The organism is Botrimarina sp. (genome assembly GCF_040219535.1).
In the GTDB taxonomy this organism is placed as follows: Bacteria; Planctomycetota; Planctomycetia; order Pirellulales; family Lacipirellulaceae; genus Botrimarina.
In genome coordinates, this window is record NZ_JAVJSH010000013.1 from 1 (window position 1) to 17470 (window position 17470).

Annotated in this window: 15 protein-coding genes; 8 read left to right on the plus strand and 7 right to left on the minus strand. The window is 67.7% G+C overall.

The window, feature by feature from the left end; genetic code table 11:
• The 5 genes from RIC11_RS07045 to RIC11_RS07065 form a co-directional block, all read right to left on the minus strand.
• Nucleotides 1-685: hypothetical protein (locus RIC11_RS07045; protein ID WP_350209735.1), on the minus strand; the 685-nt coding region annotated here is incomplete at its 3' end.
• Between the two features lie 135 nt (nt 686-820).
• Nucleotides 821-1174, minus strand: coding sequence for a transposase (locus RIC11_RS07050; protein WP_350209997.1), 354 nt, complete (start codon nt 1172-1174; stop codon nt 821-823).
• Nucleotides 1175-1259: 85 nt separating this feature from the next.
• On the minus strand, nt 1260-1733 hold the full coding sequence (locus tag RIC11_RS07055) for a hypothetical protein (RefSeq protein ID WP_350209737.1): 474 nt from the start codon (nt 1731-1733) through the stop codon (nt 1260-1262).
• 300 nt (nt 1734-2033) lie between these two features.
• The gene (gene acnA, locus RIC11_RS07060; protein WP_350209739.1) at nt 2034-4916 is read right to left on the minus strand and encodes an aconitate hydratase AcnA; all 2883 of its coding nucleotides are present in this window, start codon (nt 4914-4916) and stop codon (nt 2034-2036) included.
• 242 nt (nt 4917-5158) lie between these two features.
• Nucleotides 5159-5902 carry a hypothetical protein gene (locus RIC11_RS07065; RefSeq protein WP_350209741.1) on the minus strand — a complete coding sequence of 248 codons (744 nt, stop codon included), beginning with the start codon at nt 5900-5902 and terminating at the stop codon, nt 5159-5161.
• A gap of 621 nt (nt 5903-6523) precedes the next feature.
• Between RIC11_RS07065 and RIC11_RS07070 the strand changes: the two genes are divergently transcribed.
• The 8 genes from RIC11_RS07070 to RIC11_RS07105 all read left to right on the plus strand — a co-directional run bounded on the left by RIC11_RS07070 (nt 6524) and on the right by RIC11_RS07105 (nt 14375).
• Nucleotides 6524-7948 (plus strand): ammonium transporter, encoded by a 1425-nt coding sequence (locus tag RIC11_RS07070; RefSeq protein WP_502879380.1) that lies wholly within the window; start codon nt 6524-6526, stop codon nt 7946-7948.
• Nucleotides 7949-8860: 912 nt separating this feature from the next.
• Nucleotides 8861-9106, plus strand: a complete 246-nt coding sequence (locus tag RIC11_RS07075; protein ID WP_350209745.1) for a hypothetical protein — start codon at nt 8861-8863, stop codon at nt 9104-9106.
• A gap of 133 nt (nt 9107-9239) precedes the next feature.
• Nucleotides 9240-9587, plus strand: a complete 348-nt coding sequence (locus RIC11_RS07080; protein WP_350209747.1) for a P-II family nitrogen regulator — start codon at nt 9240-9242, stop codon at nt 9585-9587.
• Between the two features lie 117 nt (nt 9588-9704).
• Nucleotides 9705-10616 (plus strand): 16S rRNA (adenine(1518)-N(6)/adenine(1519)-N(6))-dimethyltransferase RsmA, encoded by a 912-nt coding sequence (rsmA, locus tag RIC11_RS07085; RefSeq protein WP_350209749.1) that lies wholly within the window; start codon nt 9705-9707, stop codon nt 10614-10616.
• A 116-nt stretch (nt 10617-10732) separates the two neighbouring features.
• The gene (locus RIC11_RS07090) at nt 10733-11173 is read left to right on the plus strand and encodes a nucleoside deaminase (RefSeq protein ID WP_350209751.1); all 441 of its coding nucleotides are present in this window, start codon (nt 10733-10735) and stop codon (nt 11171-11173) included.
• 100 nt (nt 11174-11273) lie between these two features.
• On the plus strand, nt 11274-12632 hold the full coding sequence (locus tag RIC11_RS07095) for a M90 family metallopeptidase (protein WP_350209753.1): 1359 nt from the start codon (nt 11274-11276) through the stop codon (nt 12630-12632).
• A 256-nt stretch (nt 12633-12888) separates the two neighbouring features.
• Nucleotides 12889-13503: a hypothetical protein gene (locus RIC11_RS07100; protein ID WP_350209755.1), complete on the plus strand. Its 615-nt coding sequence runs from the start codon at nt 12889-12891 to the stop codon at nt 13501-13503.
• Nucleotides 13504-13745: 242 nt separating this feature from the next.
• On the plus strand, nt 13746-14375 hold the full coding sequence (locus RIC11_RS07105; protein ID WP_350209757.1) for a hypothetical protein: 630 nt from the start codon (nt 13746-13748) through the stop codon (nt 14373-14375).
• Between the two features lie 214 nt (nt 14376-14589).
• On the opposite strand, the gene RIC11_RS07110 is transcribed toward RIC11_RS07105, so the two are convergent.
• Both RIC11_RS07110 and RIC11_RS07115 read right to left on the minus strand, forming a co-directional pair.
• The gene (locus tag RIC11_RS07110; RefSeq protein WP_350209759.1) at nt 14590-15675 is read right to left on the minus strand and encodes a formylglycine-generating enzyme family protein; all 1086 of its coding nucleotides are present in this window, start codon (nt 15673-15675) and stop codon (nt 14590-14592) included.
• 104 nt (nt 15676-15779) lie between these two features.
• The gene (locus tag RIC11_RS07115; protein WP_350209761.1) at nt 15780-17456 is read right to left on the minus strand and encodes a TIGR03790 family protein; all 1677 of its coding nucleotides are present in this window, start codon (nt 17454-17456) and stop codon (nt 15780-15782) included.
• Nucleotides 17457-17470: the final 14 nt, after the last annotated feature.

The window sequence follows — 17470 nt, forward strand, 5'->3', positions numbered from 1 at the left end:
ACTTCCTCACGAAGCTCCGCGACCTCTCGCTCGAGCCGCTTGCAGTTCGGGCAGTCCGTCTCGGGTCCGCGGGCGTCCATGCACCCAAGCTAGACCCACTCAAACAAGGGCGCAATAGCGCGAGGGCGGTAAACAAGTACTTCTTTCGATCGACTTCAATAATATCGGCAATCGAAGATTTGAGAGATTCTTCATATTCTTCTAAGCCGCGGACTCCCTCATTGCTGGACACGCACGACGGTTCAATTCTCATCAGCGCGGCTGCTGCAATACCAGCGTGTGTAAAACCCAGGTCGCTAATTCTTCTACTTGTAATACGCAACAGATTGCGAAGTTGCGGTACTGCGAAGGCCGCACTGGATCCCAGCCGACCAAGCCAGAACACTGTCGCTCGTAAAGCAGCCGGATTCTCACCCTTAAGCACGAGGCGCATGGCTGACTCGAATCGAAGCCGCAGATCGCTTTCCATTTGTGGATGCAATGCGCCGAGAATGTACACACTGAGGCCAACAATCGTTGGCGCCTGGCGGCTGTCTGTGCCACGGCAGTCCGAGATATACTTTTCCAGAACGGTTATTACGGCTTCGCAGCATGCCATCGAGTCGATTGAGTTTTCCATTAACGACATCAAGGCGTAAAGTACCTGTACGTCATTATCGGACTGCAGCTGTTGTTCGTGGGACATGATGACTGCTGAAAATTCGTGGTTCGATTACTGTATCTTGAATACGTGGTGTTAGCGTTGCCCAGGAGCTCAGGGGGCGGACAGTGCACCCCCTCAGTCCAGTCGGCGTATTGACGGATGCGCAAGCAAAGTAGGTTACCGGAGATCGAGTCCTGCCCAGCGGAAGTGGCCGCTGAGGATTTGTTGGGTGGTAGCTTGTCGCGTGAGCTCTTCGTTGAGTCGGGTGTTGAGGCGGCCCAGGTCCTCCGGCAGGGCGCCCGCCAGCGGGCCCCACTTGCTCGTCGACCAAACGTGCTCCACCGGGTTGAGCTCGGGCGCGTAGGGGGGCAGGCGGTGGAAGCGGGCCCACGGCCAGTCGATCGCGTGGAAGAAGTTCTCCGCCTTGCGGTGGGCGCCCAGGTTGTCCCACACCACGTGCAGCTTGCGTCCCAGTTCGCGCCGCAGATCGTAGGATGGGTGGTTCCGCCGCGATGGGGTCGACCAGGCAATGTCGTGCGATCGGCGGGTTCACCCATCACGGCGGAGCGGAAAGATGGGTGCGAGCACCCATCCTACGGACTTATCAATCAATGACTCAAAGGGAGTTGCTTAGTGACTTAAACACCTTCACGACCTGGTCTCTTTCGCGAGGGAGTAGTTGGAATTGAATCGAGACCGGTAGGCTCATTTCGCTAGTCTCGACCAGCAACAGGGTGCTCTTAGAATCGCCCTCGAGGGTAATCCGCAAATCCTTGGTTGGTACAAACTTGCCCAAACCTATGACGATCCCTCGTTCGCCGAGTACGTAACGAGGGCGATTCATTAGCACATAGGCGACGAAACCGAGCACGATTCCAAACGCCGTCGATACGCCGTAGATCAATTCTAGCTGAAGATACTGAACCACAAAGGCAATTACGGCGCCCGTTAAGGCAATGCAAGTCAATCGCCCTAACCCAATCGCATCGTGACACGTAACGACGGCAGGGCCTGCTTCCGCTAACTTACGACGATGCAGCCAAGCCAGCATTGCATAGCACGTGACCACCTGAAACAGAATCATCAACAACAGATGGGAAGGAAAGGGAGCGTATCCATTCCAACTGTTTGGCGTAAGTATCCAAGCCCACGTTAGAAGAATTGCAATCAATGAAGTAGCGAGCAGAAGTCGGCTCAATTTCATAGATCCCCCCTGCCTCTAATAGCCGGGCGTCATGCCCACCTCCGAAGGAGATAGGCAGGCGAACTACCGAGGGACATCACATGCTCATCCGCGTCGCGTATGAGTATCGCACCCCGGCTCTTTGATTCGCTCAATTCGTGGGCCTTCTATCTCCGCGGCCTCCGCGATCTCCGCGGTGAACTCCTCTCACCCCTTCAACAACTTCCGCAGCACGAACGCCAAGATCCCGCCGTGCCGGTAGTAGTCCATCTCGACCGGCGTATCGATGCGGACTTTGACGTCGAAGGTCAGGCTGGAGGCTGCAGACTGGAGGCCGGAGGACGAGGAGGCTGCTTCTTCCTCCCGCCTCCCGCCTGCGGCCTTCGGCCTTGCGACCACCTTCAGCTTCTGGCCCGGCTTGAGGTCTTCGGTCAGGCCGGGGATGTCGAAGGTTTCTTCGCCGGTGAGGCCGTGGGATTCGCGGGACTCGCCGGGGAGGAACTCTAGCGGCAGCACGCCCATCATCACGAGGTTCGAGCGGTGGATGCGCTCGTAGCTGGCGGCGATCACCGCCCGCACGCCGAGGAGATACGTGCCCTTGGCGGCCCAGTCGCGGGAGCTGCCGGTGCCGTACTCGGCGCCGGCTAGCACGACCAGCGGCGTGTCGGACTCCTTGTACTTCATGGCCGCGTCGTAGATCGGCATCACGTCGCCCGAGCCGTCGCCCCCCTTCCCATCAGCGGGGCCTAAATACTTCGTGACCCCACCCTCGGTGCCCGGCGCGAGCTGGTTGCGGATGCGGATGTTGGCGAACGTGCCGCGGGTCATCACCCGGTCGTTGCCGCGCCGCGAGCCGTAGCTGTTGAAGTCGCGCGGCTCCACGCCCGAGTCGATCAGGAACCGCCCGGCGGGCGAGTCCTTGGCGATCGCGCCGGCGGGGCTGATGTGGTCGGTCGTGGTCGAGTCGCCGAGCACGGCCAGGCACCGTGCGCCGGCGATCGGCTCGATCGGGTCGGGCTCTTCGGTCAGCGTGGAGAGGAACGGCGGCTCTTGGATGTAGGTGCTCGACTCGTCCCACTCGTAGAGCTCGCCCTCGGTGGTCTCGATCGCGTTCCACTTCGGGTTCTTGTTCCAGACCCCCTCGTACTGCTCGCGGAACATCTCCGGCAGCACGTTCTCGGCGACCACGGTCTGGACCTCCTCGGGCGTGGGCCAGAGGTCTTTGAGGAAGACCTCGCCGCCGTCCGCGCCCTCTCCGATGGGCTCGGAGTCGAAGTCGACGTCGACCGTGCCGGCCAGCGCGTAGGCGACGACCAGCGGGGGGCTGGCCAGGTAGTTGGCCTTCACGTCGGGGTTGATGCGGCCCTCGAAGTTGCGATTGCCCGAGAGCACGCCGGCGACCACCAGGTCGTTCTCGCGCACGGCCGCGCTGATCGGCGCGGGGAGGGGGCCGGAGTTGCCGATGCACGTGGTGCAGCCGTAGCCGACCGTGTAGAAGCCGACCTTCGCCAGGTCTTCGTCGAGCCCCGACTTCTCGTAGTAGTCGGTCACCACGCGCGAGCCGGGGGCGATCGAGGTCTTCACCCAGGGCTGGGCCTGCAGGCCGTGCTCGGCCGCCTTGCGCGCGACCAGGCCGGCGGCGACCATCACGCTCGGGTTCGACGTGTTCGTGCAGCTGGTGATCGCGGCGATCACGACCGAGCCGTGCTTGAGGTCGAACGTGCGGCCGCTGTCGGTGACCGACACGCCGTCGAAGCCGGGCTCGGCGATGGCCGGCTCGGCGATCGCCGCGCCGGACGGGTCGGGCACGCCGCCCCCCTCCCCTTCCCAGCGCGCGCCCGGCGCGCCGTTGGGGGACTTCTCGTACACGTCGGCCAGGTCGGTGTTCCACTGGCTCTGCATCGCGGAGAGCGCGATGCGGTCTTGCGGGCGCTTGGGGCCGGCGAGCGAGGGCTCGACGTCGCCGAGGTCGAGCTCGACGACCTTGGTGAACACGGGCTCCGGCGTGTCGTCGGTGCGGAAGAGCTGGTTCTCTTTGCAGTAGGCTTCGACGAGGGCGACCTCGTCGTCGGTGCGGCCGGTCATCCGCAGGTAGCCGAGGGTGACGTCGTCGACCGGGAAGAAGCCCATCGTGGCGCCGTACTCGGGGCTCATGTTGGCGATCGTCGCGCGGTCGGCGAGCGACATCGTCGACACGCCCGACCCGAAGAACTCGACGAACTTGCCGACGACCTTCTCCTTGCGGAGGATCTCGGTGACGGTCAGCACCAGGTCGGTCGCGGTCGCGCCGGCGGGGAGCTTGCCGGTCAGGCGCATGCCGACGACCTCGGGCGTGAGCATGTAGATCGGCTGGCCGAGCATCACGCCCTCGGCCTCGATGCCCCCGACGCCCCAACCGACGACTCCCAGGCCGTCGATCATCGTGGTGTGGCTGTCGGTCCCCACGAGCGAGTCGGGGAACGCGACGGCGCCCTTCTCGTCCTCGCCGGTGAACACGCACTTCGCCAGGTACTCGAGGTTCACCTGGTGGACGATCCCCGTGCCCGGCGGGACGACGCGGAAGTTGTCGAACGCCTTCTGGCCCCAGCGGAGGAACTCGTAGCGTTCCTTGTTGCGCTCGAACTCTAGCTCGATGTTCAGGTCGAGCGCGGTGTCGCCGAGGAAGTGGTCGACCTGCACCGAGTGGTCGATCACGAGGTCGACCGGCGCGAGCGGGTTGATCTTGGCCGGGTCGCCGCCCAGGCGCTGCATGGCGGAGCGCATCGCAGCCAGGTCGACCACGCACGGCACGCCGGTGAAGTCTTGCAGCACGACGCGGGCCGGCTTGAAGGGGACCTCGGTCGGCTCGGTCCCCTTGGTCTTCGCCCACGCGGCGAGGGATTTGACGTCTGCCTCCGACACGACGTAGCCGTCGCAGTGCCGCAGCACGGCCTCCAGCAGCACGCGGATCGAGTAGGGCAGCTCGGCCACCTTGGTGAGGCCGGCCTCTTCGAGCTTCGACAGCCGGTAGATGCCGAGCTTGCCCGCGTCGCCGAAGGAGCTGGGGCCTTGGAAGGTGTCGCGGGCGCCGAAGGGGTCGAAGGAAGCCATTTGGGATCGCGGATTGCGGATTGCGGAATGCGGAATTGCCGTAAGGGCTGCGATGGTAGCAGATTACGCGCCGCGCCGGCAGGCGGCGGGTGGGTTCAACGCGGAGTCGCGGAGGACGCGGAGTAAGGTACTTCGCGCTGATCCGCGTCAATTGCGGGCCTTTGAACCGAGCGCAACGAAAACGCCCCGCGGCGCGCTGGGCGCCGCGGGGCGGTTGTTGCTTGGGGTTGTCGGGGCCGCGTTCAGCCCAGCAGCGCGCCGCGGCGGGTCGTCAGGCCGGCCACGCCAACCAGCACGCCCCACAGGCCGGCGGCGGTCGGCTCGGGCACGACGTTCACGGCCATCGCGACCGAGTCGATCAGCTCGCCGCCGATGAACGGGTGGTGCACGCTCAGCAAGAACGTGTACTCGCCCACGTCGAACGGGTCGAACGACGCGCTGGGCGGCATGATCACGCCGACGGCCGGCGTGTCGAGGAAGCCGAAGCCGAGGTTCTGGCTGGTCTCGATCGTGCGGAGCGTCGACAGGTCGGCGCCGAGCATCGCCGCCCCCATCGTCAGATCCCACTGGCCGTGCATGTCGAACGGCGTGCCCGCGGCGTTGTCCATGTCGTAGTCGAGCACCAAGCGGTAGTCCTCGAACGAGCCGGGCCCGTCGATCGTCGCGTAGAACGAGAAGTTCCACCGCGCGAGGCCCGGGTCGCTCTCGCCGTTGAGCGCTTGGTAGCCGCCCATGCCGTCGGCGAGCGGTTGCGGCGCCGAGTCGAAGCGTTGGGTCGCCGCGATGCCGAGCGTGATCGTGTTGCCGTTGTGCACGGCCGTCGAGATGGCCATCTGGTTGTTCGGGATGCCCGACCCGCCGAACGTGGCCGCGGGGATCGCGCCGAACGTGTCGGCGACCGGGTCGAGCGGCGCGCCGGGGATCTGGATCGATGCCTCGGCCGCGACGGGCGCCAGGGCGGCGAGGGTGAGCAGCAGGGATTTCATGATTAGGTCTTCTCGATTCGGCCGGGGAGGAGCGTACGTAGCTGTCGCGCGACCCCGCGGCTCGGCGCCGATAGCGGCCGAACACGAGAGGGGTCTCTTCTCCGGATTAGTCGCTGCGGGCCCGATCGCCAGCAGATCGCGTGGCGCGGCCCGCTTCGGCCGAGCGCAGCCCGCATAATCCGCACAACCGCTACAACCGGACCCTCCTGCGGCTGGCCCGGGCTGCTGTTGTGGCGCCGAGCGCGAGCGGCCTTGATGGGCCCACCGGCTGTGCCCGATAGCGCGCCGCGGGCTGCCCAGTCCCTACGCTACGAGTGCATGCGATCGCGGCGCCCCCCCGAGCGCGGTGGGCGTTGTGGGGGGTGGGGCGTCGATTTTTTGTCAACGTAAGTGGCTTCTCTGTAGCCACTTGGGGCGCTGGTCGTTCAGCCGGTGGTCGCTTTGGCGCCAATCCTGCTGAGCGGCGACCCCGTGGCCGCATGTGTCGGCCTCCCGCCGCCCCCCGGCGTAGGTGGAACGACAGAGGCGATCGGGGGACGCAGCGGCAAGAATGTCCTTCTGTGATGCAAAGAGGAACCGATCGTCATGACGCTTGCTTTGGAAAGGCGGGGCTGGGCGGTGATGCTGCTCGCGCTACTCGCCGCACTGGCCGGTCCAACGCCCGCCGCTTGGGCGCAAGAAGAGGAAGCCGACGCCGCCGTGGCGGAAGAGGCGGCTGAAGAGTCCTCCGAAGAGGCGCCCGCCGAAGACGCCGAGGCGAGCGAGGCCGACGCCGCGGCCGACTGGGACGGCGGCGTGGGCTACGCGCTCGACAACGCGATGCTGTTCCTCTGTGCGGTTCTCGTGTTCTTCATGCAAGCCGGCTTCGCGATGGTCGAGTCGGGCTTCAACAGCTCGAAGAACGCCGTGAACATCATGTTCAAGAACGCCATGGACATCTGTGTCGGCGTTCTGCTGTTCTTCATCGTGGGCTTCGGGTTGATGTACCCGGACCTGTACGCCGGCGGCGAGGGCAACGGGTACTTCGGATTCGGCGGCTTCGGCCTCAACAACTACGCGGCGGAGGCCGGCCGGACGTTCGCTCCCGAGGTGGACTGGCTGTTCCAAGCGGTGTTCGCCGCGACCGCCGCGACGATTGTGTCGGGCGCCGTGGCGGGGCGTATGAAGGTCGCCGGCTACTTGGTCTACAGCGCCATTCTCACCGGCTTGATCTACCCGATCAGCGGCTACTGGAAGTGGGGCGGCGGCTGGCTCACCCAGTTCGGTGAGGAGGGCGCCGACGGCTGGTCGATGGCGTTCCAAGACTTCGCCGGTTCGGCGGTTGTGCACGGCCTCGGCGGCTTCGCCGGCCTGGCCGGCGCGATTGTGCTCGGGCCGCGTCTGGGCCGCTACGTGGACGGCAAGAGCGTGCCGATGCCGGGTCACAGCATCCCGCTGGCCGGCCTGGGCGTGTTCATCCTGTGGTTCGGCTGGTACGGCTTTAACCCGGGCAGCCAGCTCGCGTTCCAGTCCACGGGCGACATCGACGCGACGATGCACTGTGCGATCACGACGACCCTGGCCGCCGGCGCCGGCGGCATCATCGCGACGCTGATGAGCTGGATCATGTTCGGCAAGCCCGACCTGTCGATGGGCCTCAACGGCATCCTCGGCGGCCTGGTCGGCATCACCGCCTGCTGCGACTGCATGAGCACCTGGGCGGCGATGGCCGTGGGCGCGATCGCGGGCATCCTCGTGATCGCCGGCATCCTGATGCTCGACAAGCTGAAGATCGACGACCCGGTCGGCGCGTGGCCCGTGCACGGCTTGTGCGGCCTGTGGGGCTGCCTGGCGATCGGCATCATCCCGAACTCGCACCTCGAAAGCGGGGCGACGAACCTCGGCATCCAAGCGATCGGAGCGTTCTCGATCTGTGCTTGGGCGTTCGTGACGATGTTCGTGCTGTTCACGCTGCTGAAGGGGACCGGCCTGCTGCGGGTCTCGCCTGAAGAGGAGCAGCAAGGCCTGGACATCAGCGAGCACGGCATGGCCGCTTACACGAACTGAGGTCCTTGCAGTACGGGCCGGCCGATGGACTGCCCGGCCTTAACTTCAGCCGCAAGGACCGCGGCGAAACGATGGTTGCAACTCGTTGCAATTCGAGATGGTTCCAGCCCGGGGCGGTTACCGCCTGGCTGCCCCGGGCTGGGGCGTCTCTTGAGAGGGAGGGAAGCGGGAAGAGGGGGGCGGGGGACGAGGGAAGTCAGGTTTCAGCTTTCTGCGGTTGGTCGAGCGACTGGGCTGACCGCTGAGAGCTGAGGGCTGACCGCTCCCTGAGCCAACCGAATGCTCTCGGCCCGGCGGCGTTACCGCCTGGCGCCGCCGGGTCCGAGGGCGTTTTTTGTGGAGGGACGGGGGGGTTAGGGACGGGGGACGAGGGAACGAGACTCTTGAGCTTTCATAACGGCTTGCTCCAGACAGCGTCACGGCGGGCCTATCGCAATCGACCAACCAGCGCCCCACAGGGCGAGAGCGAGTTCCCGCCTGGCTCGCTCTTGCCCGGGGCGTTTTTTGTTTCCGGCGACTCCGGTTCGTACGTAGCACGAAGGCCGTGCCTGCCGTCGCGCCGGTTCGACTGAGCCGGCCTCTCGGGCCGGCCACGATCCAGAAGGACGCCCCACATGGCTTGGGCGGGCTTTCCGCCTAGTCCGCTCAAGCCGGGGTGTCCTTTCGGGAGGGGTCGTTGAGGGACGAGGGACGAGGGACGAGGGGAAACGCGAGCAGCAGCGGGTAGGAGAGCCCCAGGGCGTCAGCCCGGGGAGGCAGCCCCGTCGGGGGCTTGGATCGGCGGGGGTTGGAACGGCGGGGTTCTTGCCTAGGCTTGGTCCAGTCGCCCGTTTCCCCGCCGCCCGCTTTCGCCCGCCGCCTGCTTTTGTCGCTGGATGCCGAGCGGGGCTTCTGCTTGCCCAAGGCTCAGCCATGGATTCCGCCGATGGCGCCGGGAGTTCCTCGCCGCCTGTCGCCCGGTTCGAGCCGGGGTTGCCGATGCTGCTGAGCCTGATTGTTCCCGGCCTGGGCCAGTTCTACGACGGCAAGCGGGTCGCGGGCCTGCTCTGGTTCTTCACCACGCTGATCGGCTACGTGCCGTTCGTGATCCCGGGCCTGGTGCTGCACCTGCTGGCGATCGTGACGGCCGGCTTCCGCAAGCCGCAGACGAACGGCTGAAAGCGGATCCAGCGATCGGGGGCGTATGACCGGGTTCTAGCCGCCGGACCGCTCGGCTAAGCTGTTCGACTCGGCCGGCGAGACTGCCTGCTGCCCTCTGCCTGCTGCCCTCTGCCTACTGCCGACTCCCCTTATGAAACTCATCATCGCGATCATCCAGCCGAGCAAGCTGGAGGACGTCAAGGCGGCGCTCGCGGAGGTCGAGGTCGTGCGGCTCACGATCCTCGACGTGCAAGGTTTCGGGCGGCAGAAGGGCCAGACGGAGCAGTACCGGGGGACGGACATCTCGGTGAACCTGCTCCGCAAGGTGCAGTTGCAGATCGCGGTGAACGAGGAGTTCGTCGAGCCGACCGTCAGCGCGATCATCAAGGGGGGCCGCACCGGCGAGACCGGCGAGATCGGCGACGGCAAGGTCTTCGTGTTGCCGATGGACGACTGTATCCGCATCCGCACCGGCGAACGCGGGCCGGAAGCGATCTAGGTGCGGGGCTATCGGCCGTCGGCTATCGGCCGTCGGCTGGTCCTGGCGACGCCCTCCGCAAAGTCTGAATTCGCGTCGGCCGATAGCCGACAGCCGATAGCCGATAGCCCGCCATCGATGGCTGCGCCCCGCCAAACGAAGTCCTTCCTGATGCACAAGCTGCGTGAGATCGGCGTGGAGCCGAACTCGCGGCATGGGCAGAACTTCTTGATCGACCTGAACCTGGTGCGGCTGATAGCCGACTCGGCGGAGCTCGGCCCGCGCGACGTGGTGCTGGAGGTCGGCACGGGGACCGGCTCGCTCACGGAACTCGTCGCGAAGCGGGCGAGCCACGTGGTCACGGTCGAGATCGACAAGCACCTGTTCGAGCTCGCGTCGGAGCACCTGCTGCCGCACGACAACGTCACCCAGCTGCGGTGCGACGCGTTGCGGAACAAGAACAACTTCGCCGACGAGGTGATGGAGGCCGTCGGCGCGGCGCTCCGGGGCACGCCCGACGCGCAGCTGAAGCTGGTGGCGAACCTGCCGTACAACGTGGCCACGCCGGTGCTGTCGAACCTGCTGATGTGCCCGCACACGCCGGCGATGATGGTGGCCACGATCCAGAAGGAGCTGGCCGAGCGGATCGTCGCCGAGCCGTGGAGCAAGGACTACGGCGCGTTGAGCGTGTGGATGCAGAGCCAGGCGCGGACCGAGATCGTGCGCGTGATGTCGCCCAAGGTCTTCTGGCCGCAGCCGAAGGTCGAGTCCGCGATCGTGAGGATCACGGTCGACCCGGAGCGCCGCGCGGCGATCCCCGACCCGCTTTACTTCCACCAGCTGGTCCGCGCGTTGTTCCTGCACCGGCGGAAGTATCTCAGGGCGAACGTGGCGTCGGCGATGAAGCGCCACCTGACGAAGGAGCAGGTCGACGCGGTGCTCGACGAGATGGGCTTCGCCCCCGACACACGCACCGAGCAGCTAGACATCCCCACGCTGATGACCTTCACGGAGAAGCTCCGGGCGCTGGCGCCGGAGTGGTCGCTTTGAGAGGAGTTTTGAGTTGCGAGGCGCGAGGCGCGAGTTTTTGCCGGGACGCCAAGCAACTCGCGCCTCCCAACTCCCAACTCCCAACTCCCAACTCGCAACTCCCAACTCGCAACTCAATGTCTCCTGACTTTCTGCAAGCCGCCATCGACGAAGCGAAGCTCGGCCTGGCCGAGGGGGGGATCCCGATTGGCGCGGTGCTGGTGATCGACGACCGGATCGTCGGCCGCGGCCACAACCGCCGCGTGCAACGCGGCAGCGTGATCCTCCACGCCGAGATGGACGCCTACGAGAACGCGGGCCGATTGAAGGCGGCCGACTACCAGCGGGCCACGCTCTACACGACGCTCAGCCCGTGCGACATGTGCAGCGGCGCGACGCTGTTGTACAAGGTGCCGCGTGTGGTGATCGGCGAGAACAAGACCCTGCAGGGCCCCGAGGGCTACCTGCGGAGCCGCGGCGTCGAGCTCTCGATCGTCGACGACCCGGAGTGCCTCCGGCTGATGACCGAGTTCGCGGCTGCTCAACCGGAGCTGTGGGGCGAGGACATCGGGGAATGATCGATTACTAATTCTCCCCTTAACGCACTAGCTGCTCGTCGCCCGAATCCCCCTTCTGAGAGCTTCCGAGAGTCTCCACAACCCACCGGCGAAGTCGGCGATGCTCTCTTGGCTGTTCCCCCGTCGCGGTAGCGTGGGCCCGCTGTCGGCGGAGCACGCGGGCGTGTTGGCGCGGGGGGTTTGGCAGTTCCGGTGGCTGCCGCCGGAGCACAAGGAGCGGGTGCGCGAGGTGGTCGCGCGGATGCTCGCCGAGCGCCGCTGGGAGGGGGGCGGCGGCATGGCGGTCACCGACGAGATGCGGGTGACGATCGCCGGCGTGGCCGCGCTGCTCACCCTCGGGACCGACGAGCCCTACGCGTTCGAGCGGCTGCCGTCGATCATCGTCTACCCCACCGCGTTCGAAACGGACCAAGGCGGGCACCTAGGCGAGGCCTGGGAGGGGGGCCCGGTGATCGTCTCGTGGGCCGACGCGGCGCGCGACGCGCGGCGCGCCGCGCGGGGCGACAACCTGGTGCTCCACGAGTTCGCCCACCACGTGGACGGCCTGTGGGGCGAGATGGACGGCCACCCGGCGCTGTCCCGCGCCGACGCCCGCCGCTGGCGCGCGGTCGTCGACGAGGAGCACGCTCGCTTGGTCGGCCAGGCGCGCCGCGGCGAGGCGACGCTGCTCAACCATTACGGGGCGACCAGCCGCGCGGAGTTTTTCGCGGTCACCACCGAGTGCTTCTTCGAGCGGTCGCGCGAGATGCGGGCGAAGCACGGCGACCTCTACGATCTGCTCACCAAGTTCTACCAGCACGATCCGGGCGGGTGGGCGCCGCCGCCGGGGCGGCTGGCGGGCCGGCTCGACCGGGTCCGCGCGGGGCGCGCGGCGCCGCGGATCGGCGCCGGCGGGCTCGGGCTGTCGCCGGCCGACCGCGCTTTCACCGAGGGGCTGCAGCTCGCCGAGGCGGGGCGGCACGGAGCGGCGGTCCGCGCGTTCGACGCGGTGCTGAACGACGACCCGGACGACGCCGAAGCCCGCGCGCACCGCGCGGCTTCCCTGTTGGAACTCGACGAGTTGCAGGCCGCCCGCGACGACGCGATCGCCGCGGCGCAGGCCGACCCGGACGACGCGTTCGCGGCCGTCGTGGCGGCCGAGGCGCTGCTCGCCGAGGAGGACGACCGGGCGGCCGCCGACTACGCCCGCCGCGCGGTGCGGCTCGAGCCGGACAACGCCGACGCGCTGGTCGTCGAGGGGATCGCCGCTCTGCGGCTGGGGCAGCCCCGGCGCGCGCGGCGGCGGCTGAAGCGCGCCGTTGGGCTCGACCCGTACGACGACGAGGCCCACTACTGGCTGGCCTGCGCGTACGAGGCGCTCGGCGACACGCGCCGCGCGGCCTGGAGCCACCGCCGCGCCGAGGTGTTGTCTGGCGAGGACGGCCGGCGGGACGCGCCCGCGGACGACGAACCCGCTTAGGCCGCGAATGCGGCGCTCGGCGGCGCGCTCGCCGGGGTTCCCCCGCCAGCGCGGACGCGGGGGAGCGCGTCGATCGCCTGAGACGCAAGGTCGATCGCCGGGGCGCAAGGGAGCGTCCCACCGGGGCGCCCCGCCGAGCGCGGGGCCGGCCGGGCGTGGGCGTTGGGCCCGACTCTCGACCTCCGGTGTGCCGCGCAGTTAGAACGTTTCGGGTCCGAGCGTACGCCCCTCCCCCTAGATGAGTTGAGACGCCGCCGTGCAGACCGACAGCGACGTCATCTTTTACGATCGCCGCCCCGAATGGGGGAAGGATTATGGGCTGGGTTGGATCGGCTTCAACCACGCCGCGAGCACGATGTCGGCGGCGATCGCCCACGTCGAGCAATGGGAGCGAGAGAAGAAGATCGTCGTGTCGCACGTGATGATCGTGACCGGCCCGAACGAGTGCATCGAGGCCGCGTTCCCCAAGGGCATCGTGCGGTCGCCGCTGGACAAGCTGTACTTCGACAACGACGAGCGATACGTGGTGTTCCGCAGACCGCGCGGCCTGGACGACCGGATGGCCGGCTCCATCGTCGGGCTAGCCGAGGCCCACGTGGGAGATCGGTTCGACCACACCAAGTTGGCGAACCTCGCGGTGCAGAACAACTTCGTGGGCTGGTTAGTCAACCAGTGTTGCGGCGGGCAAGTGCGGGACGCGGTCGACCGCATCATCGACGCCGACGACCAGTGGATCTGCAGCGAGCTAGCCGCTTACTGCTTGCACCAGCAGCCGGAGCTGGCCGGCCGGGGCGTGCTGTCGCGATCGCTCGGGGCATTGACCCCTCAGCAGCTATTCGACGACGACTCGATCTTCGAGCCGCTTCGATAACTCAGGGCGGTACTGAGCGACGCAGGGAGGCTGCGTGGGGCTCGTCTGTGCGGCGTACCGCAGCTCAATTGCTGAATAAGAATTGCTCGTCTTCGCAAGAAGAACATTGAGCGGTCAGCCGCATGCGAGTAACATGAGGCAGACGGCAAGACTGGCCAAGGCGGCACAGAACACCTGAGTCAACCGCACGGACCGTGCTGCGGGATCCAGAGAATCTAGGCAATTAGTAAAGAGCAACTTTCATGTCCTTCACGCACCGTAGCCGAGCGCTGACCGCAGCAATCGCCGTGATCGCCCTCAGCGCGGCTTCGGCTCATGCGTCGATCTCGACTCAACCATCCGTGATCCTTGACGGCGATGGCACGGTGAGCGCCTCGTCGTCGGGATCCGTGACGTTCAACTGGATCGAGACGCCGTTTGCCGCGTACCTTGAGTTCACGGTCACCAATCCGTTCGACCTGTTCCTCGATTCGTTCATGGTCGGCTCGACAGCGTCCACAGGACCGAACGACATCTCGGCCGTTATCCTGGACCAGCTGGACGGCATGGGAGGCTCCACTCGGCTTACCACCGACACGAACGTGGCAAACAGCGCCCCGGGCGTGCTCGCCGGCCAAGCGAACATGTTCGGTGAGCCTGGCACGGTGCGATCGGAAGGAGTCGTCTACAACGCTGATTCCGCGACGCCGCTCCTGGCCGGTCTGGCGCCTGGGACGTACCGTCTCGGCGTGTATGACAACGGCACGCCGAGCATGGCGACCGCTGGCTTCCGTATCGATGAGAGCCTCGCCGCTGTTCCCGAGGCGGCCAGCAGCCTTGTGTGGATTGCCGGCCTCGTGCTCGCAGGCGGAGCGACCCGCCGCGGCTGCTGAGAGACCGGGCTCGCAGTAGCGAGATAGCAAAAACTCCGAAGCCGTCGGCCACAAGGCCGGCGGCTTTTTTTCTTGCCTCGCTCGGCTGTCTCCCGAACCGGTAGCGGGCAAACGATGGTCGCCCGCGATCAGGCGTAGCCGCGTGGGGGCGGCTTAGCGGCGCAAGCTTGGGGCCGCCCGACGGGCGAGGGCTCTTGCCGTGCAGCGTCGCCGATCACTCGGCCGTGCGCGCGTCGCCGGTCGGCTTCTCAGCCTCGGCGTCGGCGGCTTGGTCCGTCGGGGGAGACTTCACACAGCGGAAGCCCGTGTGCGCGAGGCCCGTGTCGGGGCTGCAACCCATCCGGGCGGACGGGCGGTAGCTGCTGCAGTAGACGTCGTTGCAGAGAAAGCTGCCCCCGCGGGTCACCCGCTGGGGCGTGTAGGGCTGGTTCGGGTCGAAGCTGTCGGCTGGCCCGGTCGGGTTCACGGCGGCTTCGTCGGCCCCGAGCTTCTTCAGCCGGCGGGCGTAAGCGTCGCGGCGGAACCAGTCGGTCGTCCACTCCCAGACGTTGCCCGCCATGTCGTAGAGGCCGTAGCCGTTGGCCGGGAAGCTGCCGACCGGGGCGGTCCGTGCGTAGCCGTCCTTCATCGTGTTGCGGACCGGGAATTCGCCCTGCCAGATGTTGCACTGCGGCTGCTCCTCGGAGAGCGGCTCGTCGCCCCACGTGAACGGCTTGCCCTCGAGGCCCCCGCGGGCCGCGTACTCCCACTCGGCCTCGGTCGGGAGCCGTTTGCCCGCCCACTCGGCGTAGGCGAGCGCGTCGTAGTAGGCCACGTGCACGACCGGGTGGTCGTCCTTGCCGGCGATCGAGCTCTCCGGGCCGGCCGGGTGGCGCCAGTTCGCACCGTGGACCCAACGCCACCACGCGCCGACGTTGTTCAGCGGCACCCGGTGGTTCGGCGGCACGAACACCAGCGACGCGGCGACCAGGTCCTCCTCCTTCGGCGGCGGCGTGCCCGGCGGCAGCTGCGCCATGATTTCTTCGAGCTCGGGGGGCTTCTCGGCGACGGTCACGTAACCGGTCGCGTCGACGAATTCGCGGAATTCGGCGTTGGTGACTTCGGTCTCGTCGATCCAGAAGCCATCGACCCGCACGCGGTGGATCGGCCGCTCGTCGGGGCGGGCGAGCCGGAAGTCGCTGCCCATCGAGAACTCGCCCCCGGGGACCCACGCCATCCCCTCGGGGGCGGGGCCGGGCGGCTCACCCGCGCCGGCTGCGGTGGCGGCCCAGAGGAACATCAACAGCGCTCGAAGCTTCATCCAGCTACCAACAGATTCCGGGGACGAGTGGGTTTCGCAGCCGTCATTCTACGTGGCGCCGCCGGAGTCGGCGCGACGGGGGCGGCGCGTGGGCGGCGTGGCGGTCAATCGCCGGCCGGGGCGGCCTTGCCCGGGAAGGGCCGGTAGAGCGGGTCGCCGACGAGGGTCATGGCCCAGCTGTTGAACGGCTTGGTGAGGTAGTAGGCCTCGACGAGCGTGACGTCGCCCTGCACGAGCACGCCGAACAACTCGTTCGGCCGCGGGAAAGCGACCAGGTACGGGTCGAACAACGGGACGACCGTCGCCGCCGCCCCGGAGGCGAGCACCGACTGCGCCCAGGGGACGCCGGACGCGTCGACCCGGTCCTCGCCGGCGTCGCTGTCGACGAGCTGGTAGCCGATCGCGCCGCGGCGCCACGCGAGCCCCTCGGGCGGCCCGTCGTCCGAGCGCCACCCGCAGTAGAGGGCGGCCTCCGTCGCGGGCTGCGAGAGCGGGCCCTCCTCGTCATCGAGCACGACCTCCAGCTGCGGCGGGTCGGTCTGCTCGAGCAGCTTTCGGAGGCCGTCGGCCGTCGCCCGGAGGGACTCCTCGTACTGCTGCTCGGCCTCGAGCGAGGGGGTGGCGTCGTCCGATGCGCCGCCGCGGGCGTCGAGGTAGACCTTGCCCGACAAGCCGCCGGCTTGTTCGGCGGCTAGCGCGTCGTCGACCAAGCGGCGGGCCGACGCGGCGTCGGGCCCGTCGAGCCGGGCGACCATCAGCGTCGGCAGGGCTTCTTCGATGCGGCTATCTCGGTAGCCGGCGGCCAAGTAGTTCGGCTGCCAACGGCGGAGTTGGTACCCGTCCGGCCATCGCACGAGGCTCAGCTCGCTGTCGAGCGACGCGGCGGTCTCGTCGCGCTCGGCCGCCCGCTGCTGCTCCTGCAGCCAGACAACCGCGCCGAGCAACCCGTTGGATTGCTCGATCAGCCGCAAGATGATCGAGTCGCGTTGCGGGTCGGGGCCCTGTCGCTCCAGAAGTTGGCGGGCTTCGACCAGTCCGCTCACACGGCCGGCCAGGGCCGCGTATTGCTGCACGACCGCCGAGGGGCTCTCTTGCCCGGCGCTGGCGCGCTGTTGGATCTGGCCTTGGAGGCTTTGCACCAGCACGTTCGCACCGCCGACGGCGCCGGCGAGCTGCTGCAAGCGGGCCTGTTGGGTCCCCCGATCGGCGGCATCGAGTTCCGCCAAGCGCGTCTGTGCGCCGCGCACGGCCGCTTCGAGGCGGTCGCGGAGCGCGGTGAGGCCTTGGCCGTCGCCGCCGCTGTCGGGCAACGCGTCGAGCACGCTCGACAGCGGCGCGCCGCCGCCGACCTGGTCCATCGCGGCCGCGACCTGCTTGAGCCGCTCGACGCGGGCGGCCCGCTCGGCTTCGAGGTAACGCGCGTAGGCGCGGGACTCGGCGTCCGGCTCGGCGGGGCCGATCCGCAGCGGCGTGCCGTGCGTGGTCACGAGGCAGCGGATCGCCCCCTTCGGGTCGTTCTCCTCGAGCCACGCGCGGATCGCCGGGCGGACCGTATCGGCCCACGCGGCGCGGGAGAGGGTCTCGCCGGCGCCGGCCGGGAACTCGACTTCGATGATCCGGCCGTCGGGCAGACCCCGCTTCTGTGCGTAGTAGCGGGCCAAGTCGACCGACTCGTCGACCGACTTGGCGGCGACCACCGCGACCTCGTCCGGCGAGAGCGGCGCGGCGAGGGCGGCCGGGCCGAGCGTCGCCGACGCGGTGAGGAGAAAGGCAAGGCGCATGGGGGACCCTGGGC